19 protein-coding genes are annotated in these 22,646 nt (G+C 67.6%); 4 read left to right on the top strand and 15 right to left on the bottom strand.

Annotation, left to right across the window (positions count from 1 at the left end; all coding sequences use genetic code 11):
• Nucleotides 1-219 precede the first annotated feature (219 nt).
• Entirely contained in the window at nucleotides 220-1,653 is a 1,434-nt protein-coding gene (locus VG502_RS14495) for an RNA polymerase sigma factor (protein WP_325550781.1), read from the bottom strand.
• A 184-nt stretch (nucleotides 1,654-1,837) separates the two neighbouring features.
• Here VG502_RS14495 and VG502_RS14490 point away from each other — a divergent pair, with 184 nt between their 5' ends.
• A complete protein-coding gene (locus VG502_RS14490) occupies nucleotides 1,838-2,095 on the top strand; it encodes a hypothetical protein (protein WP_325550780.1) in 258 nt (85 codons plus the stop codon).
• Nucleotides 2,096-2,282: 187 nt separating this feature from the next.
• On the opposite strand, the gene VG502_RS14485 is transcribed toward VG502_RS14490, so the two are convergent.
• Nucleotides 2,283-3,383, bottom strand: a complete 1,101-nt coding sequence (locus tag VG502_RS14485) for a branched-chain amino acid aminotransferase (RefSeq protein ID WP_325550779.1) — start codon at nucleotides 3,381-3,383, stop codon at nucleotides 2,283-2,285.
• Between the two features lie 128 nt (nucleotides 3,384-3,511).
• A complete protein-coding gene (locus VG502_RS14480; protein WP_325550778.1) occupies nucleotides 3,512-4,567 on the bottom strand; it encodes a 3-isopropylmalate dehydrogenase in 1,056 nt (351 codons plus the stop codon).
• Nucleotides 4,568-5,143: 576 nt separating this feature from the next.
• Between VG502_RS14480 and VG502_RS14475 the strand changes: the two genes are divergently transcribed.
• On the top strand, nucleotides 5,144-8,368 hold the full coding sequence (locus tag VG502_RS14475) for an ATP-binding protein (protein WP_325550777.1): 3,225 nt from the start codon (nucleotides 5,144-5,146) through the stop codon (nucleotides 8,366-8,368).
• Here the strand turns inward: VG502_RS14475 and VG502_RS14470 are convergent.
• The 9 genes from VG502_RS14470 to VG502_RS14430 form a co-directional block, all read right to left on the bottom strand.
• Nucleotides 8,359-9,177: an ABC transporter permease gene (locus tag VG502_RS14470; protein ID WP_325550776.1), complete on the bottom strand. Its 819-nt coding sequence runs from the start codon at nucleotides 9,175-9,177 to the stop codon at nucleotides 8,359-8,361. The genes VG502_RS14475 and VG502_RS14470 overlap by 10 nt on opposite strands.
• Complete coding sequence (locus tag VG502_RS14465; protein ID WP_325550775.1) at nucleotides 9,174-10,202, bottom strand: ATP-binding cassette domain-containing protein; 1,029 nt, start codon at nucleotides 10,200-10,202, stop codon at nucleotides 9,174-9,176. Before VG502_RS14465 ends, VG502_RS14470 begins: the two co-directional genes overlap by 4 nt.
• A 152-nt stretch (nucleotides 10,203-10,354) precedes the next feature.
• Nucleotides 10,355-11,389 carry a ketol-acid reductoisomerase gene (gene ilvC / locus VG502_RS14460; protein WP_325550774.1) on the bottom strand — a complete coding sequence of 345 codons (1,035 nt, stop codon included), beginning with the start codon at nucleotides 11,387-11,389 and terminating at the stop codon, nucleotides 10,355-10,357.
• Nucleotides 11,390-11,448: 59 nt separating this feature from the next.
• Entirely contained in the window at nucleotides 11,449-11,961 is a 513-nt protein-coding gene (ilvN, locus tag VG502_RS14455) for an acetolactate synthase small subunit (protein WP_325550773.1), read from the bottom strand.
• Nucleotides 11,961-13,829: an acetolactate synthase large subunit gene (locus tag VG502_RS14450; protein WP_414655746.1), complete on the bottom strand. Its 1,869-nt coding sequence runs from the start codon at nucleotides 13,827-13,829 to the stop codon at nucleotides 11,961-11,963. The genes ilvN and VG502_RS14450 overlap by 1 nt, the downstream gene beginning before the upstream one ends.
• 279 nt (nucleotides 13,830-14,108) lie before the next feature.
• Nucleotides 14,109-14,849 carry an ectoine/hydroxyectoine ABC transporter ATP-binding protein EhuA gene (gene ehuA, locus VG502_RS14445; RefSeq protein ID WP_325550830.1) on the bottom strand — a complete coding sequence of 247 codons (741 nt, stop codon included), beginning with the start codon at nucleotides 14,847-14,849 and terminating at the stop codon, nucleotides 14,109-14,111.
• Between the two features lie 109 nt (nucleotides 14,850-14,958).
• The gene (locus VG502_RS14440; protein WP_325550772.1) at nucleotides 14,959-15,645 is read right to left on the bottom strand and encodes an amino acid ABC transporter permease; all 687 of its coding nucleotides are present in this window, start codon (nucleotides 15,643-15,645) and stop codon (nucleotides 14,959-14,961) included.
• Nucleotide 15,646: 1 nt separating this feature from the next.
• Entirely contained in the window at nucleotides 15,647-16,408 is a 762-nt protein-coding gene (locus tag VG502_RS14435) for an amino acid ABC transporter permease (protein WP_325550771.1), read from the bottom strand.
• 28 nt (nucleotides 16,409-16,436) lie between these two features.
• The gene (locus tag VG502_RS14430; RefSeq protein WP_325550770.1) at nucleotides 16,437-17,342 is read right to left on the bottom strand and encodes a transporter substrate-binding domain-containing protein; all 906 of its coding nucleotides are present in this window, start codon (nucleotides 17,340-17,342) and stop codon (nucleotides 16,437-16,439) included.
• A gap of 325 nt (nucleotides 17,343-17,667) precedes the next feature.
• Between VG502_RS14430 and VG502_RS14425 the strand changes: the two genes are divergently transcribed.
• Both VG502_RS14425 and VG502_RS14420 read left to right on the top strand, forming a co-directional pair.
• Nucleotides 17,668-18,129, top strand: coding sequence for a GNAT family N-acetyltransferase (locus VG502_RS14425; protein ID WP_325550769.1), 462 nt, complete (start codon nucleotides 17,668-17,670; stop codon nucleotides 18,127-18,129).
• A gap of 33 nt (nucleotides 18,130-18,162) precedes the next feature.
• Nucleotides 18,163-18,936 carry an SDR family NAD(P)-dependent oxidoreductase gene (locus VG502_RS14420; protein ID WP_325550768.1) on the top strand — a complete coding sequence of 258 codons (774 nt, stop codon included), beginning with the start codon at nucleotides 18,163-18,165 and terminating at the stop codon, nucleotides 18,934-18,936.
• 16 nt (nucleotides 18,937-18,952) lie between these two features.
• Here VG502_RS14420 and ilvD read toward each other — a convergent pair whose 3' ends face one another.
• The 3 genes from ilvD to VG502_RS14405 are packed head-to-tail and all read right to left on the bottom strand — an operon-like array spanning nucleotide 18,953 to nucleotide 22,310.
• On the bottom strand, nucleotides 18,953-20,806 hold the full coding sequence (gene ilvD, locus VG502_RS14415; RefSeq protein ID WP_325550767.1) for a dihydroxy-acid dehydratase: 1,854 nt from the start codon (nucleotides 20,804-20,806) through the stop codon (nucleotides 18,953-18,955).
• Nucleotides 20,807-20,852: 46 nt separating this feature from the next.
• Nucleotides 20,853-21,377 (bottom strand): SixA phosphatase family protein, encoded by a 525-nt coding sequence (locus VG502_RS14410; protein WP_325550766.1) that lies wholly within the window; start codon nucleotides 21,375-21,377, stop codon nucleotides 20,853-20,855.
• Nucleotides 21,378-21,389: 12 nt separating this feature from the next.
• Nucleotides 21,390-22,310, bottom strand: coding sequence for a 2-hydroxyacid dehydrogenase (locus tag VG502_RS14405; RefSeq protein ID WP_325550765.1), 921 nt, complete (start codon nucleotides 22,308-22,310; stop codon nucleotides 21,390-21,392).
• Nucleotides 22,311-22,646 lie beyond the last annotated feature (336 nt).

Below are 22,646 nucleotides of genomic sequence, written 5' to 3'. Positions count from 1 at the left end.
GCGTCGGACCGGGTCCGACGCGCTAGCTGATAATGACCGATGCGGTGGTAACCGCGGCCACTGAAAGTGCCACGTGCGTAGTGTGCCACCGCGAGTCCGAGGCATGACACCACCGTCTCGCCATACGAGATCAGTGCTGGACGTCGCCGAGGACAGGCTGAGCCCGGACGAGATCGTCATCGCCTGCCACCCCGACTGACGACCCGCGTCACGCGCCGGTTACGACGAGAAGTCCCACGGCCAGCAGAAGATCGGCATGCAGCCCCGCGGCTTCGTCGAGGTCGGCGACGGCTTCGGCGGCAGGGTGTGGGAGGGGCTCGGGCTCGTCGAGGTCGGCCTGCTCGTCGTCGTGTGCGTCGCCGGCGCCGTCGAGGTTCCGGTGGCCGTCGAGGTCCGCGACACCGAGGTCGTCGAGGTGCCGGGTCGGGTTGCGGACGACCGCCGGCTCTGCGATGACGTCGTGGTCGTGGATGACTCGCTGCCCGTCGTGGTGCTGGTGGTCGTGCCGGTGGTAGAAGTCGTGCTCGACGAGGAGGCCGCCGAGGACGAATTGCTCGCCGACTTCGCCGCACTGGACCGCTTGGCCGCGCTCGAGGCGGCGCTGCTGCTCTGCGTGCCGGATGGGGCGGCGCTGGAGTTCGCCGATCCGGTGCCGGAGTGGGCGGCAGCCGCTGCGTTCTGCGACGCCGCCGGCGCGAGCGCTTCGTAGGGCTTGGTGGATCCGGAGTGCGTCAACGCGAATGCCGCGCAGGTCCCGGCGACGATCACGCCTGCCGCCGTACCGGCGATGGTCAGCGTGCGCGTCCGGTCGGGCCCGCGCCACCAGTTGAGCCACGCGGCCCCGCCACCTGCGGCAACGTGGGTCGCCTGCGCCCCGGTGATCCACGCGATGCCCGGCCCGAGGGTCAGCAGGGCCGGCAGCAGGGCGCCCCCGAGATCGGCGTCGATGATCCGCAGGTCGGCCAGCCGGCGCGCGCACCTCGGACAATCGGCGACGTGCTCGCGAACGTCAGCGGTCGCCACGGTGTCGGCATCGGGCAGCAACTCCACCAGCCGCGAGGCGTATGGCGCACAAGCCTCGGCGACACCGTGTGTGGACTCGTGGGCCCGCAGATAGGCGACACGGAATCCCTGCCTGGCGCGCTTCGCCAGGGCCGCAATAGCATTGGGCGACCTGTCCAGGTCGGCCGCGATGACCGTGTTCTTGTCGTGGTCGACGGCCGTGCGCCACAGCACGATCTGCCAGGAAGCGGGCAAGGTGGCGAACGCCTGCCGCACGAGGCCCAGCTCGGCGTGATGCGCGACCGGATCGTGGCCGGTGCGGTCGGGGTCCTCGAAATCGGTCAACTCATCGGTGAGAACGTCGTTCGCCGAGGCACGACGGGCGCGGTTGGCAGCCTGGTTCCGGACCGCGGTGAGCAGGTAACCCCGCACGGAAACCGACGGGCCGCCGTCGTTGCTGATCGCGTGCAGCATGCCCGAGAAGGCGTCCGAGGCGAATTCCTCGGCGTCCTGGGGCTGGCGACTGATCCGACGCGCGGCGGTCAGCGTCGCCGGGTAGTGCCGCGACCAGAGTTCGGCCATGGCGTCGGTGTGGCCGTCACGGACCAGCAACAGCAGATCCGTGTCGTCGGTATCGGCCCAAGTAGTCATCGGGGGTCTCTTCTTCCGGGATGCGCGGTGGTTCATTCGAGGTGTCCACACACCTCGACAGCGCGCCAGATTCTCGCACAGCCGATCGCGCGGTGGCGCCGTTGTCCACGGCTCGCGTCACGGTTCGGCGAGTCAGGTGTCTCCCCTCATGACGGCTATAGAACAGCGCAGAAGGAGAACGCTCATGGACCAGCCCAGCCCGGACAAGATCGCAGCACGCCTCCCCGGTCAGCTGCAGCGCGAGCTCAGCCGCGCCCTTCTCTCGACGCCCGGCCGCCCGGATGATCTCGACCGATACATCGGGTGGCTGCAGAATGCGATCAGTCGCCTCAACTCCGCCGACGGAGTCGAGCGCGCGCAGGACCTGTATGACGAGTGGGTCGAGACGCGGCCCCGGTGCGCCCGGCGCGCGATGAAGGCACATTCGGCCGTACACGTCTGACGACGCGGACTGGAGCGTTTCGAGCACGCGGGCGACGCCGTCGTCCGCGTTGCTCTCGCACGTCCGGTCGCGAGTTCGGCCATGGAGCCGACGACCGGTTCGGACGGATCGGCGACTCCGGCAATGGGATCGGGGCCCCGCGAACTACTCGAAGGAGGTCAGCGGAGGAGAAACATCGTGGGCTGCTTCAGGCAAGCTGCGTGAGCCAGCCGTGGGTGTCCTCGACCCGGCCGTACTGGATGTCCAGCAGCGTCGAGCGGATCTTGCCCGCGATCTCGTCGACGTGGCCGTCGCGGCGGTGGTCGCACGACCCGCCGTCCCAGCGCAGTTCGCCGACCGGAGTGACCACGGCCGCCGTACCGCAAGCGAAGACCTCGGCGAGCTCACCGCTGTCGGCGGCGTCCTTCCACTCCTGGATCGGGATCCGGCGTTCCTCGGGCGACAGCCCGAGGTCCTTGGCCAGCTCGAGGATCGAGCTGCGGGTGACACCCTCCAGGATCGAGCCGGTCAGCTCCGGGGTGACGATGCGCCCATCCTTGTAGACGAGGAAGAGGTTCATGCCGCCGAGTTCCTCGATGTAGGTGTGCGTCGAGGAGTCCAGGAACACCGCCTGGTCGCAGCCGGCCGCGATGCCCTCCAGCTGTCCGGCGAGTGAGGACGCGTAGTTGCCGCCGCACTTGGCACCACCGGTGCCGCCCTCACCGGCGCGCGCGTAGTCGGTCGAGATCCACAGGTTGATCGACTTCACGCCACCGCCGCCGAAGTAGGCGCCGGCCGGGGACGCGATCACCGAGTAGGTGACCTTCTTCGCCGGCCGGACGCCGAGGAACGCCTCGGACGCGAACATGAACGGACGCAGGTACAGCGAGGACTCGCCGCCCTCCTCGGGCTCGGGCACCCAGGCCCGGTCGATCGTGACGATCTCCTTCAGCGACTGGATGAAGTCTTCCTCCGGGAGCACCGGAAGCGCCAAACGCGTTGCACTGCGGGCGAATCGGGCGGCATTGGCCTCGGGGCGGAAGGTCCAGACCGAGCCGTCGGCGTGATGGTAGGCCTTCATCCCCTCGAAGATCTCCTGCGCGTAATGCAGGACCGCCGCTGCCGGGTCGAGCTGGAAGGGACCGTATGCCGCGACGCTCGCGTCGTGCCAGCCGGCTTCGGAGTCCCACTCGATCCGCACCATGTGGTCGGTGAAGTGATCCCCGAAGCCGGGGTCCGCCAGGACCTTCGCGCGGTCGGTCTCGCTCGCGCGGTCGGACCGCTCGGTGACCGTGAACTCCAGGGCCATGACTTCCTCCGGGGATGGATCTGTTCTTACTTGGACTTCCTACCAATAGCGTAGGCCCACGTCACCCACGGGCTTACGGGCGGTGGGTGACGTGGGCCACACGCTGCGTGAGGCTCAGTTGAGGCGGCTCAGTTGAGGCGAGCTGCGATCGCGTCACCGACGGCACTGGTCGAGCGCTGGACGGTGCCACGCTCGGCGAGATCGGCCGCCACCGCGTCCTGGATCCGGACGGCCTCCGCGTCGTGTCCCAGGTGCGCGAGCAGCAGGCCCACCGACAGGATCGCGGCCGTCGGGTCGGCGATCCCCTTGCCGGCGATGTCGGGCGCCGAGCCGTGCACGGGCTCGAACATGCTCGGGGCGGTGCGATCGGGGTTGATGTTGCCCGATGCAGCCAGGCCGATGCCTCCGGTCACCGCAGCCGCCAGGTCGGTGATGATGTCGCCGAAGAGGTTGTCGGTGACGATGACATCGAACCGGCCCGGGTCGGTCGCCAGGTAGATCGTGGCGGCGTCCACATGCGCGTAATCGGTTTGTACGTCGGGGAATTCGGCGCCGACCTCTTCGACGGTGCGACGCCACAGGTGACCGGCGTGGGTGAGCACGTTGTGCTTGTGCACGAGAGTCAGCTTCTTGCGCTCGCGCGCCTGCGCGCGAGCGAAGGCGTCACGGACGGCACGCTCGGCGCCGAAGCGGGTGTTGACGCTCACCTCGGTCGCCAACTCGTGCGGGGTGCCGACGCGCAGCGCGCCGCCATTGCCGGTGTAGGGGCCCTCGGTGCCTTCACGCACCACCACGAAGTCGATGCCGTCCGGCGCGACCCGGTCCACATCCAGCGGCGACGACGTCCCCGGGAAGAGCTTCGAGGGACGCAGGTTGATGTAGTGGTCCAGCTCGAACCGCAGGCGCAGCAACAGATTCCGCTCCAGCACGCCGCTGGGCACCGACGGGTCGCCGATCGCGCCGAGCAGGATCGCGTCGTGACCACGCAGCTCCTCGAGGACGGTGTCCGGGAGGGTCTCGCCGGTCGCGTGCCACCGCTGGGCACCGAGGTCGTAATCGGTGCGCTCAACCTTCACGGCGGACACCGCGTCAAGGACTTTGAGCCCTTCCGCGACGACTTCCGGCCCGATGCCGTCACCGCCGATGACGGCGAGATTGATGTTCTGCGTGGGAGCTGTGGTCATGCGTTCAGGGTAGGACGACGTCTCGTCATTCGATATCCGAATCTTGCATTGCGGACGCCCGCCGAGCGGTCCGGCACTGAACGCAAAACCAGGGCCCCGGTTGAGTTCACAACCGGGGCCCTGGCGGGAGAATGCACCGAGCGCTGAACACGATGCGTTGCGGGACTGCGTTGACGCCCAACGCAGTCCAGCGTCTAGGAGCCGCTCTCGCAGCAGGCGAGGAGTCGAAGCGGGGAGGTCAGTCCCGGAGGTCCATCGACTCCTGCAGAGCGCGACGGGCGTCCAGCTGTTCTTCGGTCATGATGCGGTCCTTCACGTGAGGTGCGCGGCCACAGTGCTCCCCCGTGTGGAACCAGGCCGGGCGGTCATTCGAAATTTGGCGAGTCGTCAGCGCAGCGCAGGGTCTCCGCGGCGAGGAGCTGACTCAGAACTCGCCGCGGCAGCCGATGAGGATGAGGCTCCGCGTCATGTAGCCAAAGGTACGCCGAGCTGTCCGCTTCCCGATACCCGAATCTCACCATGTGGTTATCGCGTGCAGCACCCCGCGAGAGAGATGTCGCCGACTAGGCTCACAGAGTGACTGTCCGGTTGATCGTGCTGCCCGAGATCGCGCTCGACGGCAAGGCTGTCACCAGCACCGCGATCGGCCGCCTCGTCCTCTCCTTGGCCGCCGACCTGCGCGCCGGCGTCAGTAGCGCCCGGCTGATCGACGAGCTGTGGCCGAAGCAGCGACCCGAGCATCCGAGCAAGGCGTTGCAGGTGCTGGTGTCGCGAGCGCGCTCGGCCCTCGGCCACGACCTCATCGCCAGCACGCCGGCCGGTTACCGGCTCACCCTCGCCGAGGAGGAGGTCGACGCCACGGCGATCCGGTTGCGCACCGTCGCCGCGCAACGGGCCGCCCGCGAGGGCGACCCGGAGGGCGCACTTCGACACTCGGACGCCGGTCTCGCGCTGTGGTCCGAGGCTGCCACCAGCGACCCCGATCCGGACGACCCCGTGCAGCAGCTGCGCCGGGACACGCTGTCGATGCTGACGGTGCTGCGTCGTGAGCGCGGCCTCGCCCTGGCGGCGCTCGGCCGCCATATCGAGGCCAAGGACGTGCTCGCGCAGTGCGCCGAGAGTGGCGCGGAGGACGAGACGGTGCTGGCCGCACTCATCCGGGCGGAAGCAGCGACCGGATCACGTTCGGCCGCACTGGATCGCTATGAACGACACCGTCGTTCGCTGCGCGACCACCTCGGCACCGACCCCGGTCCGGCGCTCCGAGCGGTCCACCGGGAGCTGCTGGACAGCGATCGCCCGCAGATCCGCTCCGGGGTCGAGCACGACCCCAACCCCCTGCTCGGCCGGGACCGCGACATCGACGCCCTGTGCGCGCTGACCGGCACCGTCCGGGTGACCTCGATCGTCGGCCCCGGCGGACTGGGGAAGACCAGGCTGGCGCACGCCGTCAGCCGCCGGTCGTTGCAACGTACGGTGCACTTCGTCGGCCTCGCGGGCGTGACCGACTCCGCGGATGTGGCGACCGAGGTGGCCACCGCGCTCGGCGTCACCGGCGTGAGCACCCGGGCCGGCCGGACCACCGAGGCGCCGACCGACCTGACCACCGGGATCGCGCGCAACCTGTCCGGCGGCTCCGCGCTGCTGGTGCTCGACAACTGTGAGCACGTGCTCGACGGCGCCGTGGCCCTGGTGCGTTCCCTCGTCGCGATGCTGCCCGAACTGCGCATCCTCACCACGACGCGCGCACCGTTGGGACTCTCGTCGGAGACGACCTACCCGCTGGCCGAGCTGCAACCCGACACGGCGGCCGAGCTCTTCACCCAACGCGCCCGTGCCGTGCGGCCGGCCATCGAGCTGCCCGACGACGTCGTACACCGCCTCTGCGCCCGTCTCGACGGGCTGCCCCTCGCCCTGGAGCTGGCGGCCGCACGCACCAACGTGCTGTCGGTGGAACAGATCGAGCAGCGCCTCGGCGACCGTTTCGCGCTGCTCAACCGCGGCGCCCGTGATGCGCCGGATCGGCATCGCACGCTGCAGGCGGTCATCGACTGGAGCTGGCAACTGCTCGGCGCTGCCGAGCAGGAGGCCCTCGCCATACTCTCGGTCTTCGCGGACGGTTTCGAGCTGGAAGCCGCCGGCGCCGTACTCGCCGACGCCGCGTCGGCCACCGGCATCGATCCGATGGATGACCCGGTGGACATCGTCGAGCACCTCGTCGACCAGTCGTTGCTGCGCAGGCTGGACCGCGACGGTCGACCACGCTTCCGGATGCTGGAGACGGTGCGCGAGTTCGGCGCCGAACAGCTGGCACGCACCGACCGCACCGAGGCCGCGCTTCGAGCGGTGACCGTCTGGGCCGCCACCACGAGCCGCACCTACGGGCCACTGCTCTTCGGACCCGAGCCGGACGCCGCACTGCACTTCCTGCTGGCCGAGGAGGACAACCTCACCGCAGCACTGCGCACCGCGATCGAGTATGACGACCCGGTCGCGACGGCCGCCGTCTTCGGCGCTCTCGGCGCGCTCTGGTCGGTGCAGTCACGCCACGAGCAGGTCTTCGGCCCGGCCGCGGATGCCATGCGGGTGATCAGTCATTACCGGCCCGGCCCGCAGGACGTGGAGATCACCCGCCAGGCACTCGTCCTCGGCGCCGTCAATCTCAACATCGTCGGCAACCCGACGGGGCTGCGTGCGATCGTGCTGCTGCAGCGCATGCCCCCCGCAGCTCATCGCGGCATGGTCGAGGCGCTCGGCCGGCTCATGACGGCCGAGGACGGCGGTCGTCTCCCGACCGGCCGCCGCCTGCTGGACGCCGAGCGCGCGCTCGAGCTGGCCGAATCCGGCGACTCGATGCTTCGGGTCACCGCCATGCTGCTCGCCTCGCACGTGTTGGAGAACGACGGCCGGGTGGCGGAGGCGCTGCAGATCGCCCGGCGGGCCGTGCATCAGGAGGCGCTGGCCGACACCCTGTGGGGGACCCTGGTGAACCAGTCGCGAGTCGCCGAATTGTCTTCCGCCATCGGCGAATACGCGGAGGCCGAGAGGACGGCCGAACGCATCCTGCCGTTGCTGGAGCGCTTCGGCGCCCAGGGCGACATCACCTCCATGCGATGGCTGCTCGCCACGCTGCGCCTGCACCGGGGTGACCTCGCCGGGGCCACCCGCCAGCTGCAGGCCGTGAGTATCGATGAAGCCGAGGATGCGTTCGGCGAGGGCACGACGGGACTGGCGATCCGCGCCGAACTCGAGCTGGCCAAGGGACAGGTCGACTCCGGGCTGCACCGTTACCGGGCGGCAGTGGAGCACGCCGAAACCAGGTCCCACCTCGCACCGTTCATCGGCGAGGAGACCGTCACGCCGTGGGTGACCATCGCCCGGGCGGGCTGCCTCGCCGCGCACGCGGTCCACGGGCGACTCGAGCAGGTCGCCGGTCTTGCGCAGCAGCTGGCCGAGTCGTTGCGCGAGGTCTCCAGGGACATCGGGAAGCCCACGACCCTGGTCATCCGAGTGGACCTGCCGGTGTGCGGCTGTGCGGTCCTCGGCCTGAGCTACGCGCTCGCGTCCTCGGCGGCCGCCACCGCTGCCGAACGCGCCCAGGCGGCGCAGGGCGTCGCGTTGTCCAACGCACTCGGGGTGTCACGCACGCCGCCGGCCATGTCGTTCGCGCCGGCGGAGCGGTTCGCCATACAGACCGATGCGCCGGCATACGCCTCCGGTCAGAAGATGTATGCCGGCACCGGTCGCGACGAGTTGCTCAAGCAACTGGCCGAGTGGCTCGACGGGCTGCCTCAGAGCTGACGGCGGTAGCCGCGGACCGCGAGCGGGACGAAGACGGCGACCACTGCGGCACAGGCGAGCAGCGCCCAGCCGACCTCGCCGTTGACCGCACCGTCGTTCGCCAGCGAGCGCAGCGCGGACACCACGTGCGAGACCGGATTGATCTTCACGAAGGCCTGCAGCCAGTCCGGGAGCGTCGAGGTGGGCACGTAGGCGTTGGACAGGAACGTCAGCGGGAAGAGGACCATCATCGAGATGCCCTGCAGCCCCTGCGCCGACTTCATGATCGTGCCGAGGAACGTGAAGACCCACGAGAGTGACCAGGCCGCGAAGATCACCAGCAGGCCGGCGCCGAGGACGCCGAGGACCCCACCGCCGGGGCGGTAGCCCATCGCGATGCCGACCCCGAGGGTCAGCGCGGTGGCGATCGTGTACCGGATCGTGTCGGCGACTGCCGGGCCGGCAAGCGGTGCGACCCGGGACATCGGCAACGACTTGAAGCGGTCGAAGACGCCCTTCTCCATGTCCTCGCGCAGCGTCACGCCGGTCGCCATACAGGTCGTCAGTGCGGTCTGCACGAGGATCCCGGGGATCAGCAGGGGCAGATACTTCGACACTCCCCCGGCGACGGCGCCACCGAAGATGTAGCCGAACATCGGTGTGAACAAAAGAGGTTGGAGCGTCACGTCGAAGAACTGCTCCGGGTTGCGGCGCATCTTCTGCAACGCGCGACCGGCCATCAGCAGGATCTGCCGCAGTGTCTCCCGCGGGCTGACCCGTGCGTGCAGTGCGGGCGCAGCTGCGGCGCCCGGGGCGATGAGCGTGGTCATCGGCTGACCTCCATCCGATCGAGTTGTTCACTGGGAGCGTTGGTTGTGTCCTCGCCGGCGGTGTCCGGCTCGGCGCTGGCGGGTGCTCCGGTCAGCGCCAGGAAGACCTCGTCGAGAGTGGGTTCCTCCACCTTGACCTCCTGCACGCTGATTCCGCCGTGACGGAGCGCGATCAGTGCCTCGGCGGCGTCGTCCGCGCGCTCCATCGGCACGGTGAGACGCGCCGCCTCCGGTGTGCGGGATGCGGGGCGACCGAGCACCTTGGCCACCGCCCGCGCGGCGGAGTCCATGTCCGCCGGATCTGCCAGCCGGACCGCGAGTGTCGACTGCCCGACCGACGCTTTCAGCTCCCCCGAGGTGCCTTCGGCGACCTTGCGGCCCTTGTCGATCACGGCGATCCGGTCGGCAAGCTGATCGGCCTCGTCGAGGTACTGCGTCGTGAGCAGGATCGTCGAGCCCTGCCGCACGAGGTCACGGATCGTGTCCCACATCTGACCGCGCGTGCGCGGGTCGAGGCCGGTGGTCGGCTCGTCGAGGAAGATCAACGGCGGAGACGAGATCAGGCTCGCCGCAAGATCCAGCCGCCGGCGCATACCGCCGGAGAACTTCTCCAGCAGCCGGTCGCCGGCGTCGGCCAGCCCGAAGCGGTCGAGCAGGTCTCCGGCGGTCCGTCGGGCCCGCTCGCGGGGCTGGCCGTGGATCCTGGCGAACAGCACGAGATTTTCTCGCGCAGTGAGCTTTTCGTCGACCGATGCGTACTGGCCGGTGAGTCCGATCAGTTGCCGCACCTTGTGCGGCTCGCGGTGGACATCGATACCGAAGATGTGTGCTGAGCCCGCATCGATGCGCAGCAGCGTGGCGAGCATGCTCAGCGTCGTCGTCTTGCCGGCGCCGTTGGGGCCGAGCACGCCGAAGACCTCCCCCGGGCGCACCTGCAGGTCGATGCCGTCGACCGCCCGGACCGTGCCGAACGCTTTCACGAGGCCGGTTGCCTCGACTGCGAGTTCGTTCCTGGTTGTTTTCATGGCACCACCGTCGCCGGTCCCGGATTCGACCCGGTTTCAGTGCGGTTTCAGCGCCATACAAATGCCGAATGACGGCTTCCTCGCCGAGTGACGGCCCAATTGGACCGTCAGTCGCCGAGGAAGCCGTCATTCGGGATGGACTTCTCGGGGTGTCAGCGCGCGGCGCTGCCCTCCACGTAGTCGCTGTCGGTGTCGTTGTCCTTCAGCCAGCTCATCAGGCCACGCAGCTTCTTGCCGGTGGTCTCGATCGGGTGCTGGGCGCCCTTCTCACGGAAGGCCTTGAACTCCGGTGCGCCGGCGTCCTGGTCGTCGATGAAGCGCTTGGCGAACGAACCGTCCTGGATGTCGGCCAGCACGGCCTTCATGTTCTCCTTCACGTGCGGGTCGATGACGCGCGGTCCGGAGACGTAGTCACCGAACTCCGCCGTGTCCGAGATCGACCAGCGCTGCTTGGCAATGCCGCCCTCGACCATCAGATCGACGATGAGCTTCAGCTCGTGCAGGCACTCGAAGTAGGCCACCTCGGGCTGGTAGCCGGCCTCGGTCAGCACCTCGAAGCCGTACTGCACCAGCTGCGACGCACCACCGCACAGGACGCTCTGCTCGCCGAAGAGGTCGGTCTCGGTCTCCTCGGTGAAGGTCGTCTTGATACCGCCGGCGCGCAGCCCACCGATGCCCTTGGCGTAGGACTTCGCGAGGTCCCAGGCGGTGCCCGACGCGTCCTGCTCGACGGCGAGCACGACCGGCACACCGCGACCGTCGACGTACTCGCGACGCACGATGTGGCCGGGGCCCTTGGGCGCGACCATCAGCACGTCGGCGTCCGCCTTGGGCTTGATGTAGTCGTAGCGGATGTTGAAGCCGTGCCCGAAGACGAGCGCCGCGCCGGGGTTCAGGTTGGGCTCGATCTCCTCGGCATACAGAGTGCGCTGGACCTGGTCGGGAGCGAGGATGACGACGACGTCGGCTTCCTTGACGGCGTCGGCGACGGGCAGCACGCGCAGCCCTTCGTTCTCGGCCTTCTCCTTCGACTTCGAGCCGTCACGCAGGCCGATCCGGACGTCGGCGCCCGAGTCACGCAGGTTGAGTGCGTGCGCGTGGCCCTGGCTGCCGTAGCCGATGACGGCGACCTTGCGACCCTGGATCACCGACAGGTCGGCATCGTCGTCATAGAACATTTCGGCCACTGGAGTCTCCTTGGTTGATATCTGAAATTAATTGGTATGTAAAAGGATTGGCGCGACTGCTACGCGCTGCGGCGTCCCCGGTCGGTAATGGACTTGCCACCCCGGCCGACTCCGACGAGACCGGACTGCACGATCTCCCGCACGCCATACGGATCGAGCACCTCGAGCAACGCCCCAAGCTTGCCCGGCGTACCGGTCGCCTCGATGACCAGCGCGTCGAGGCCGACATCGACCACGTTGCAGCGGAACATCTCGGTGATCTGGACGATCTCGGCGCGCGTCGTGGCGTCGCATCGCACCTTGATCAGCACGAGTTCGCGCTGCACGGACGCACTGACGTCGAGTTCGACGACCTTGAGCACCTCGATCAGCTTGTTGAGCTGCTTGGTGACCTGCTCCAGCGCCGTCTCGTCGACGTCGACGACGATCGTCATACGGGAGACCTCGTCGTTCTCGGTCGGTCCCACCGCGAGTGAGTCGATGTTGAAGCCGCGTCGAGAGATCAGTCCCGAGATGCGCGCGAGCACACCGGGCTTGTCCTCCACGAGCACCGACAAGGTATGACGTGCCATCAGCGAGTCCCCTCTGCATCGTCGTCGCGGTCCCAGACGGGCGTCATCGCCCGCGCCGTCGTGACCAGATCATTGCTCACACCGGCCGGCACCATCGGCCACACCATCGCGTCGCGCTCCACGACGAAGTCGATGACGACGGGAACATCGTTGACCGCCAACGCTTTTGCGATGGTCGCGTCGACGTCCTCGGTCCTCTCGCAGCGCAGTCCGACACACCCGTAGGCCTCCGCGAGCTTGACGAAGTCCGGGATGCGCGACCCAGCGGCCGACGTGTGCAGGTCCGTGTTGGAGTAGCGCTCGTTGTAGAAGAGCGTCTGCCACTGGCGCACCATGCCGAGGCTGGAGTTGTTGATGATCGCGACCTTGATTGGGATCTTGTTGATCATGCAGGTGGCGAGTTCCTGATTGGTCATCTGGAAGCAGCCATCCCCGTCGATCGCCCAGACGACGCGGTCGGGTTCGCCGACCTTCGCGCCCATCGCGGCGGGCACCGAGTAACCCATGGTGCCCAGGCCTCCGGAGTTGAGCCAGGAGTTGGGGCGCTCGTAGTGCACGAACTGCGCCGCCCACATCTGGTGCTGGCCGACGCCGGCGGCATACACCGCGTCGGGTCCGGTGAGCGCGCCGATCCGCTCGATGACGTACTGCGGCGGGATCGCCGTCGCATCGTCGGCAGGGCTGTAGCCCAGGGGGTAGGTGTCGGCCCAGCCGCGGGTGCGCTGTTGCCAGGAGGTGAAGTCGGGTGCGTGCCCGGCGTCGCGGTCGGCGCGCAGGGCGGCCGTGAGGTCCTCGATGACCTCCTTGGCGTCACCGACGATCGGGACGTCGGCGACACGGTTCTTGGAGATCTCGGCCGGGTCGATGTCGGCGTGGATCACTTTGGCGCCCGGCGCGAAGGACGGCAGGTGGCCGGTGACCCGGTCGTCGAAACGGGTGCCGATCGCGATCAGCAGGTCGGACTTCTGCAGTGCCGTGACCGCGGCGACGGAGCCGTGCATGCCCGGCATACCCAGGTGCAGCGGGTGATTGTCGGGCACCACGCCACGCGCCATCAGCGTCGTCACCAGTGGGATGCCGGCGATATCGACCAGTTCACGCAGTGCCTCCGAAGCGCCGGAGCGCACGATGCCGCCGCCCAGGTAGAACACCGGTCGCTTCGCCTCGCGGATCAGCTTCGCCGCCGCGCGAATCTGCTTGTGGTGCGGGCGGGTCACCGGACGGTAGCCGGGCAGGTCGACATCCGCCGGCCATTCGAAGACGGTCTTGCCGACCATCGCGTCCTTGGTGATGTCGACCAGGACAGGCCCGGGACGGCCGGTCGACGCGATGTGGAACGCCTCCTTGATCGCGGCCGCGATCCCGTCCGGCTCGGTCACCAGGTAGCTGTGCTTGGTGATCGGCATCGTGATGCCGCGGATGTCGGCTTCCTGGAAGGCATCGGTGCCGATGGTCTTGGAGCTGACCTGCCCGGTGATGGCGACCATCGGGACAGAGTCCATGTAGGCGTCGGCGATGGCGGTGACCAGGTTGGTCGCGCCGGGGCCGCTGGTCGCCATACACACTCCGACGCGGCTGGTGGCCGACGCGTAACCCTCGGCGGCGTGGCCGGCGCCCTGCTCGTGGCGGACCAGGATGTGGCGCACCTTGGTCGAGTCCAGCAACGGGTCGTATGCCGGCAGGATCGCCCCGCCCGGTAGCCCGAAGACGACCTCTACCCCGGCAGCCTCGAGCGCGAGCACCAGGCTCTGCGCACCTGTCACGTTCTGGGGAGCAGACGGCTGTTTCGCCGTGTGCGCCACTTCTGCCGGGGTCGGGATCGTCGTCACCTTGTCGTCCTTAACTCTTACGGAAGCACGCTCGCGCATAAAAAAACCCCCATCCCGGAGTCCGGGCAGTGAGGGTCAGCGCGCGAGCCGAGTGAATCAGCTTGCGCGCCTTGGAAGTACGAGAATTCGTGCCACCGCTCCAGTGTCGTGCGGCCCCTGACGACCGTCAATATTCTGAGATTGCGATCTCAACATGTGGTCGTGACGTGGGCCACTCAACCGCCTTGGCGTCGCGATCAATCGGTGTCGGGAGCGCGTACGACGATGCGGCGCGGACGAGCCTGCGAGTCCACGCAGAGGAGGAGTGCGCGCCAGAAATCACAGGATCGCCTGGAGGAACTTCTTGGTGCGCTCGTGCTGCGGGTCGGAGAACATCGCGTCCGGCTTGGCCTCCTCGATGATGTGCCCGGAGTCGAACATCATGACGCGATGCGAGACATCGCGGGCGAACTGCATCTCGTGGGTCACCAGCAGCATGGTGATGTCGGTTGTTTCGGCGATGTCCCGCAGCACGCCCAGCACGTCGCCGACCAGCTCCGGGTCCAGCGCCGAGGTGACTTCGTCCAGCAGCAGGATCTCCGGCTCCATCGCCAGGGCGCGAGCGATGGCGACTCGTTGCTGCTGCCCACCGGAGAGGCGGGTCGGGTGCTCGTCGGCCTTGTCGCCGAGGCCGACCTGATCGAGCAGCTTCTTGGCCTTCTCCCGCGCCTCGTCCTTGGACTGGCCGAGGACATGGGTCGGTGCCTCGGTGATGTTGTCGATCACCGACATGTTCGGGAAGAGGTTGAACTGCTGGAAAACCATCCCGATCCGCTTGCGGATTCGGGCAACTTCCTTCGGCTTCATGGCGATTCGCTTGCCCGCGTCGTTCTTCGTGTGTGTCAGCGGGTCACCGTCGACGTAGATGTAACCGCCGGACAGTTCCTCCAGCGTCATCAGCAGCCGCAGGATCGTCGTCTTGCCCGATCCACTCGGCCCGATGAGGGTCACCCGCTCGCCCTTGGCGACGTTGAAGTTGAGGTCGTTCAGGACGACGTTCTTCCCGAACTGCTTCGACACGTCCTCGAAGACGATGCGCGGCGTGCCTTTGCTGTATGGCGTGGGCCGCCCCTGCGCCTGCCCGTCCGGCTGCTTGGACAGGTCCGGGGAGCCCGCACCGTCTGTCATGTCAGTAGACAAGCTTCTTCTCCAATCGGCGCATGAGGATGGCGGTGGGATAGCTCGCCACCAGGAAGATCAGGCCGGCGATCGTGAACGCCTCGGTGTAGCTGAAGTTCTCGCCACCGATGCGCCTGGCCTCGGACACCATCTCGGCAACGCTGATCGCGAGCAGATACGGCGTGTCCTTGAACATCGCGATCGCCCAATTGCCGAGCGATGGCAGTGTCGCGCGCAGGGCCTGCGGGACGATCACCGCGCGCCACGTGCGCTTGGGCGGCAACGACAGTGCGGTTGCCGCTTCCCACTGACCCTTCGGCAGCGATTCGATGCCGGCCCGGTAGGACTCGGCCATGTAGGTCGAGTAGTGCACCGTGAAGACCGCGATGCCGATGATGATCAACCGGTGCCGCAACTGGTCCGGACCGTCGAGGTGCGCCAGCCACCCGCGAGGGGTGACGATGCCGAACGTCACGATCAGCAACTGCAGGGGCAGCGGTGTCATCCGGATGACACCCAGCAGCCAGCCGAGCAACCTGCTCAACGGTCGGGGAAGCTCGCGCAGTGCGATGGCCCAGACGAGTCCGAGGATCGCCGACAGGATCGAGGCCGCAACGGTGACGACCAGCGTCACCTGGAGGAACGCCTTCAGCAGGTCGGGGAAGGCTTCCCGGGCAATGTTCCAGTCCCAGGTCATGTCATCCACCTCCCCCGCCGCCGGCCGGAGCCAGCGCGACAGCCCGATCGATCTTGAGATTTCGGCTGGTGTCGACTATCCCGAGCCTGCGCTGGGCGCGCTTCTCCAGCAGCCGCAACAACGCCGAGAAGGCGAGCGCCACCAGGTAATAGAGGACGAACGCGATGCTGTAGACCGTCCAGGTCCCGACGCCCTGCTTGCGCAGCTCGTCGGTCTGGAACGTGAGGTCCGCGAGGCCGATGAAGTAGGCGATCGCGGTGCCCTTGACGAGCATCACCATCAGGTTGTTCAGGCCCGGCAGCATCAGCGCCCAGGCCTGTGGCCAGATGATCCGGCGGATCTTGGTCAACGACGACATCGACAGCGCGGTGGTCGTCTCCCACTGGCCAGCGGGGACCGCGTTGAGCGAACCGCGCACGACCTCGGAGCCGTAAGCGCCGTAGTTGAGACCGAGTGCGACGATGCCGAAGAGCAGCAGGTGCGAGCCCCAGCCGAACGCCAACGGCGTGACGTAGGCGAGGAAGAACAGCTGCACCACCAGCGAGGTGCCGCGGAAGAACTCCACGATGACTCGCGACACCCCCCGCACGATGGCGAACCGGGAGATGGAGGCCAGCCCGAGCAGGACCGCGACGACGAAAGCCAGGGCGCCACCGAACACCGACAGTTCCAGGGTGATGCGCAAACCATCCAGGAGCGGGTGCCAGTTGTCCTGGACGGTGCTGAAGACGCCGGCCTGCGCGGTGGACGACAAATCAGGCACGATCAGCGCCTTCCGATCGTCCGATCACTTACTTCGCGTCCGGCAGCTTGCCGGAGCAGAGGTACTTGGTGTCGGTCGTCTTGCCCTTGGGCCGCTCGGCCTCGGTGAAACCGTACTTGCCGACGATCGCCTTGAACTGCTTCGGATCGTCGATGATCTTCTTCAGCTCCTTGTTGTAGGCATTGAGGAGCTTCGTGTCCTTCTTGCGGAAGACCGCCGCACCGGCACCGATCTGCAGCTTGCCGTTGACGCTGGCCGTGAACGCCTTGGTGACCTCCACCTTGCTCTGCGCCTTCTGCGTCTTGACAAGGGTGCGCAGCGAGATGGCGGTCAGCGCGAAGACGTCGGCCTGGCCACTCTCGACGGCCTGCAAGCCGTCCTGCGGGGAGCCGACAGTCTGGGTCGAGATGCCCATCGTCTTGGCGTAACCCTGTTCGATGGCGCCGTTCTCGGTGACCAGGTTCACCTTCTTGGCCTTCAGGTCCTGCATGGTGTGCAACTTCTTCGGGTTGCCCTTCGGCACCAGGAACGCCGTTTCGTAGGTGATCTCCGGGTAGCTGAAGGCCGCCTTCTTGCAACGGTCCGGCAGGATCGACATACCGGCGCTGACCTCGTCGTACTGACCGGAGTTCAGGCCGGGGATCAGCGCATCCCACTCGACCTTCTTGCCCTCGAGCTTGTTGATGCCGAGCTTCTTGTAGACGGCCCGGTCGAGCGCGATGGTGGCGCCGTCCAGCTTCCCGTCCTTGTTGATGAAGCTGTAGGGGTTCTCACCGTTGATACCGACGGTGACCTTGCCGGCCTTCTTCAGCGAGGACAGCGTGTCCCCGCCCCCACCGGAGCCGCCGCTCGATCCGCCGCACCCGGAGAGGGCCAGCGCTCCCGCTGTCAGAAAAGCAGCGGCGGCGGTTGCACGTCGTGTACGCAGTCTCATGTTTCTGGGCCTTTCGACACACGGGGAGCCACGCCGAACGCACCTCCGGAGAATCGGACCTAATCGGATCTCTTGGAGGCTATGTCGCCGTTCGGCACATCTCAATCACAGGTTTGACGCACGTCATGAGCCGGTCAAGGACGGTCGAACTCCTCTCCAGAACACCTCTGACCTGCCAAGACAACACATTGTCGACATGTCGACGATACTCGCCCTGGCACGGTTTGAGCCGAGAATTTTCGTTACCACTTCGAGACCTTCACGGTCGTTCGTCGGCCAAACTGTGTCCTTCGTCACACCCGCCATACCCGCTAGGGTGCCGAGCATGCGTGTAAGACCGATCACCGATGACGAGCTGCCGGACTACATCTCGACGTCGATGCGCGGCTACGCGAAGGACAAACATGTCAACGGCGGCATACCTCGCGAGCAGGCCGACGCAGAGGCTGCCCGCGAAACTGAGCTGTACTTCCCGGGCGGCCGGCTGACCCCCGGGCACGCGGTTCTGATCGCCGAGGATGACAACGGCGAGCGGGTCGGGGACCTCTGGATGGCGCCGCGGACCGAGAGGCAGGACGTCGCATTCATCTATGCGATCCAGGTCGAGCCCTCCGCCCGCGGCAACGGCTACGGCCGCGCTCTCATGCAGGAGGCCGCACAGTGGTCACGGGACAACGGGTTTCGCACTCTCGCGCTGCATGTCTTCGGCGGCAACGACATCGCCATCAACCTCTACGAGTCGCTGGGCTTCGTCACCACTGACCGCATGATGAAGCTCGACCTCTGACCCGGCGTCACACCCTCGTCATACGGTCGACGCATGGTTGACCGCACGCACCGAGCCCTGATCACCGCAAGCACGTCCGGCATCGGGTATGCCGTGGCCCAGGACCTGCTGCAGCGCGGGACGACCGTCACGGTGCACGGCCGGACTCCCGAATCCGCTGCGGCTGCAGCGGGATCGCTCGGCGCCGGCGTGCAGGCGCTCCATGGCGACGTCTCCCGTCCGGACGAAGTGAGCGCACTGGCCGATGAGATCGCCCGCGGTGAGTTCGACATCCTGGTCCACTGCGCCGGGCCGTATGCCGAACACACCCACGACACCGCGACACCGGACGATTGGGAGTCGGCATACCGCACCAACACCGTGTCGGCGGTTCAGTTGGCGACTGCCGCACTCGCTCCGATGCGTCGTCAGGGGTTCGGTCGCGTCGTCTTCATCGGGACGCGCGCGACCCGGACACCGATCCCGACGATGATCGAATATTCGGCCGCCAAAGCCGCGCTCGCCAACGCGACGATCAGTCTGGCGCGCACCGCGGTCGCGCCGGGTGTCACCGTCAACATGGTCAGCCCGGGCGTCATACTCACGCCGGCGATGCAGCAGTTGTTCCAGAGCCGCCCCGAGTCGGCCGGCCTGCCCTGGGCCGACGTCGAGGCGTCACTCGTCTCCGACTACGCGCCCAACCCGCAGGGGCGACTCGGCCGGGCCGAGGAGATCGCGGCACTCACCGGATTCCTCGTCGGTGACGACGCCGGTTACATCAATGGAGCCGACATCCCGGTCGACGGAGGCATCACCGGCACCCGGTGACTCCGGCCGTCAGTTGTCAGCCCCGGCTGGGCAGCTCGCGCACGGCGCCACGATCAGCCGAGGTCGCCATGGCGGCATACGCCCAGAGCGCCTTGCTGACGGCCCGCTCGCGGCTCTTGGGCTGCCACGGCTGCTCGGATGCCTGCATCTGCTCGCGACGGCGCTGCAACTCCGCGTCGTCCACCTGCAGGGAGAGCGTCCGGCTGACGACGTCGATCAGGATCGGGTCGCCGTCCTGCACCAGCCCGATCGCACCGCCGGCCGCAGCCTCCGGTGAGACGTGACCGATGGACAGGCCGCTGGACCCGCCCGAGAAGCGGCCGTCGGTGACCAGGGCGCACTTCTTGCCCATGCCGGTGCCCTTCATGAATGCGGTCGGGTGCAGCATCTCCTGCATGCCGGGGCCGCCGGCCGGGCCTTCGTAGCGCACGACGAGGACCTCGCCGGGCTGGATGATCTTGTTGAGGATGACGTTGACCGCCTCCTCCTGCGACTCGACGACCCGCGCCGGACCCTCGAAGTGCCAGAGGTCCTCGTCGATGCCGGCCGTCTTGATGACGGCACCGTCGACCGCCAGGTTGCCGCGCAGGATCGCCAGGCCACCCTCGGTCGTGTAGGCGTGCTCCTTATCGTGGATGCAGCCGTTCTCCGCGTCGGTGTCCAGCTCCGCCCACCGGTTGTCGGTCGAGAACGGCTCGACGGTGCGCACTCCCCCGGGCGCCGCGTGGAAGAGCTCGAGCGCTTCGTCGGTGGCCTTGCCGGAGCGGATGTCCCAGTCGTCCAGCCACTGCTCCATGGTCGGCGAGTGCACGGTGCTGACGTCGGGCTCGAGCAGTCCAGCGCGACGCAACTCACCGAGGATGGCGGGTATGCCGCCCGCGCGGTGCACGTCCTCCATGTGGAAGAACGAGTTGGGCGCGACCTTGGACAGGCACGGCACCCGCTTGCTGATCTCGTCGATGGTGGCCAGATCGAAGTCCTTGACCTCGCCCTCCTGTGCCGCGGCCAGGATGTGCAGCACCGTGTTGGTCGAGCCGCCCATCGCGACGTCCAGTGCCATCGCGTTGCGGAAGGCCGCCGACGTCGCGATGTTGCGCGGCAGGACCGAGTGGTCGTCGTCGTGGTAGTAGCGCTTGGCCAGGTCGACCACAACGGATCCGGCCCGCTCGAACAACGCCCGGCGTGCCGAGTGGGTCGCCAGGGTCGAGCCGTTGCCCGGGAGCGCGAGGCCGAGTGCCTCGGTCAGGCAGTTCATCGAGTTGGCGGTGAACATGCCCGAGCAGCTGCCACAGGTCGGGCAGGCGGAGTTCTCGATCGCGGCGAGCGCTTCATCGTCGACATTGGCGTCGGCCGAGGCGGAGATCGAGGTGATCAGGTCCGACGACGGGTGCACGACACCGTTGACCGAGACCGTCTTGCCGGCCTCCATCGGCCCGCCGGAGACGAAAACCGTCGGGATGTTGAGCCGCATCGCGGCATTCAGCATCCCCGGCGTGATCTTGTCGCAGTTGGAGATGCACACGAGCGCGTCAGCGGTGTGCGCGTTGACCATGTATTCGACCGAGTCGGCGATGATCTCGCGGCTGGGCAGCGAGTAGAGCATGCCGCCGTGGCCCATCGCGATGCCGTCATCGACCGCGATGGTGTGGAACTCGCGCGGCACTCCGCCGGCCGCGCGCACGCCCTCCCCGACGATCTCCCCCATGTTCTTCAGGTGCACGTGACCCGGAACGAACTGGGTGTACGAATTCGCGATCGCGACGATCGGCTTGCCGAAATCGCTGTCCGTCATGCCGGTCGCACGCCACAGCGAGCGAGCGCCCGACGCTTCGCGACCGACCGTTGTTGTCCGAGACCTCAGAGCTGGCATGGGTCCAGACTACGACTGCTGTCCACAGAATGGGACAGCGGTCCCATCAATCGGACGCGCGTGCTGTGTGCATCGAGACGAGCCGTCCAGTGCCCGGTGCGAGCTTCTTCCACGGCACGCTGATCTCGAGCACCGCCGCCGTGCAGGTCGGCCAGCCGTCGTCGAGCGACGGCCCGTCGGGATCCTCCTCGACACCCTCCGTCAACGTCGCCGCGAGACCGGGTATGCCGGGGGCGTGACCCACGAGCGCGATCGAGTGCGATGGGGCCCCTTCGTCCTCGATGACGCCGAGAAGCCGGTCCACGGAGGCGTTGTAGATGCGCTGGTCGTTCGCCACCAGCGCACCGAGACCGCTGCTGGCGACGACGTCCGCCCACGTCTCGCGGGTACGCACCGACGTCGAGCACAGCACCAGGTCGGGCCGCAACCGGTGCTCCTTGAACCATTCCCCGAGTGCCTTGGCATCGGCGTGCCCACGATCCGTGAGCGGCCGATCGTGGTCGACCTGGGCGCCGGGATCGGCTGCCTTGGCGTGCCGGACGAGAATCAGCTGACGGGTGGCCGAAGTCATGTCAGCAGCATTTCACCTCGATGCGGTGGCCACGACGTTGCGCAACGGCGCGCCTGCGGCGAACTGTGCGAGCTCCCCGCGCAGCAGGCGCAGGGCGCGCGGCTCGAACGCCGTGGTGGCCCCGCCGACGTGCGGCGTGATGAGGACTCCGTCGGTGCGCCACAACGGGTGTTCCGGTGGCAGCGGCTCCGGATCGGTCACGTCCAGCGCGGCCCGGACCTGCCCGGCTGCGCAGGCTTCGACCAGCGCATCGGTGTCGACGATGCCGCCCCGCGCCACGTTGACCAACAGGGAGTTTCGCGGCATACGCGCCAAGAACTTCGCATCGACGAGGTGATGTGTTGTCTCGGTGAGCGGCAGGATGAGGAAGACGACATCGTGGTCCGGCAGCAGCTCGGGCAGCTCGTCGATCCCGTGGACCCGCTCGACCAGGTCATCGCCGTCGCGCGCTGTGGACGCCACGGCGGTGACCGAAACCTCCATCGCCAGAAGCCGTTTCGCGATCGCGACACCGATCGAGCCGTAGCCGATGATCAGCGCGTCACGGTCGGCGAGCGAGGGCATACCGGCCAGCCGCAGCCATTCGCCATCACCTTGTGCGCGCACCGACTCGGGTATGCCGCGCTGCGCGGCGATCGCCAGCCCGACCGCCAGTTCCGCCGTCGACGTGTCGTGGATGCCCCGACCGTTGGCAAGCACGACGCCGTCCGGAAGGTAGGGCACCGCGTGCTCGAAACCCGCGGTCACCAGCTGCACCGCCCGCAGCTGCGGCAACTCCGCAAGCCGCGCCAACCGCTTCGGGTTGCCCATGTATGGCGGCACGACCAGCGCGATGTCATCGCGCGGCGGCGCGTCCTTCATGTCCCAGAGGACCGCCTCGATGCCCTCGACGTCCGCGAGCGCGGTAACCCAGTGTTCCTCCGGCAAAGACACGACCCTCTTGCGGGGTCCTCGCGAAGTATCGGAGGAACGAAGTGGGGGAGAACTTCGCGGGGTGCTGGTCATGCCCCGAAAATAGCCCGCCGTCCACGCCGACCACTTTCGGGTCCACGAGGTGACCGACACGCCCCCGGTTGTGCCGAGAGGACACGCAACGTATCGAGAGGACACGAAAAAGACGGCTCGAGGGCCGTGTTATGTGTCAGTACATCGGTGACGGTTCTGTATCAGGACATCGGTGACAGTCCGATCGGTTGTTGGTGGTGACACTTCGTCGGCTCGGATGGGTCAGTGGCGAAGAATGAACCCGTTGATCCTCGTGTCCGTCTT

Origin of the sequence: Flexivirga sp., from assembly GCF_035551235.1 — a bacterium.
Lineage (GTDB): Bacteria > Actinomycetota > Actinomycetes > Actinomycetales > Dermatophilaceae > Flexivirga.
The sequence above is the reverse complement of the archived record's forward strand: the minus strand, read 5'-3'. Positions and strand labels throughout refer to the sequence as shown.

Coding starts and splice junctions, on each gene's coding strand:
- VG502_RS14425 (WP_325550769.1), top strand. CDS start 17,668: ATGCGTGTAAGACCGATCACCGATGACGAGCTGCCGGACTACATCTCG.
- VG502_RS14450 (WP_414655746.1), bottom strand. CDS start 13,829: ATGCGCGAGCGTGCTTCCGTAAGAGTTAAGGACGACAAGGTGACGACG.
- VG502_RS14465 (WP_325550775.1), bottom strand. CDS start 10,202: ATGAAAACAACCAGGAACGAACTCGCAGTCGAGGCAACCGGCCTCGTG.
- VG502_RS14480 (WP_325550778.1), bottom strand. CDS start 4,567: ATGACCACAGCTCCCACGCAGAACATCAATCTCGCCGTCATCGGCGGT.
- VG502_RS14420 (WP_325550768.1), top strand. CDS start 18,163: ATGGTTGACCGCACGCACCGAGCCCTGATCACCGCAAGCACGTCCGGC.
- VG502_RS14485 (WP_325550779.1), bottom strand. CDS start 3,383: ATGGCCCTGGAGTTCACGGTCACCGAGCGGTCCGACCGCGCGAGCGAG.
- VG502_RS14440 (WP_325550772.1), bottom strand. CDS start 15,645: ATGACCTGGGACTGGAACATTGCCCGGGAAGCCTTCCCCGACCTGCTG.
- VG502_RS14410 (WP_325550766.1), bottom strand. CDS start 21,377: ATGACTTCGGCCACCCGTCAGCTGATTCTCGTCCGGCACGCCAAGGCA.
- VG502_RS14430 (WP_325550770.1), bottom strand. CDS start 17,342: ATGAGACTGCGTACACGACGTGCAACCGCCGCCGCTGCTTTTCTGACA.
- VG502_RS14490 (WP_325550780.1), top strand. CDS start 1,838: ATGGACCAGCCCAGCCCGGACAAGATCGCAGCACGCCTCCCCGGTCAG.
- ilvN (WP_325550773.1), bottom strand. CDS start 11,961: ATGGCACGTCATACCTTGTCGGTGCTCGTGGAGGACAAGCCCGGTGTG.
- VG502_RS14470 (WP_325550776.1), bottom strand. CDS start 9,177: ATGACCACGCTCATCGCCCCGGGCGCCGCAGCTGCGCCCGCACTGCAC.
- ilvD (WP_325550767.1), bottom strand. CDS start 20,806: ATGCCAGCTCTGAGGTCTCGGACAACAACGGTCGGTCGCGAAGCGTCG.
- VG502_RS14495 (WP_325550781.1), bottom strand. CDS start 1,653: ATGACTACTTGGGCCGATACCGACGACACGGATCTGCTGTTGCTGGTC.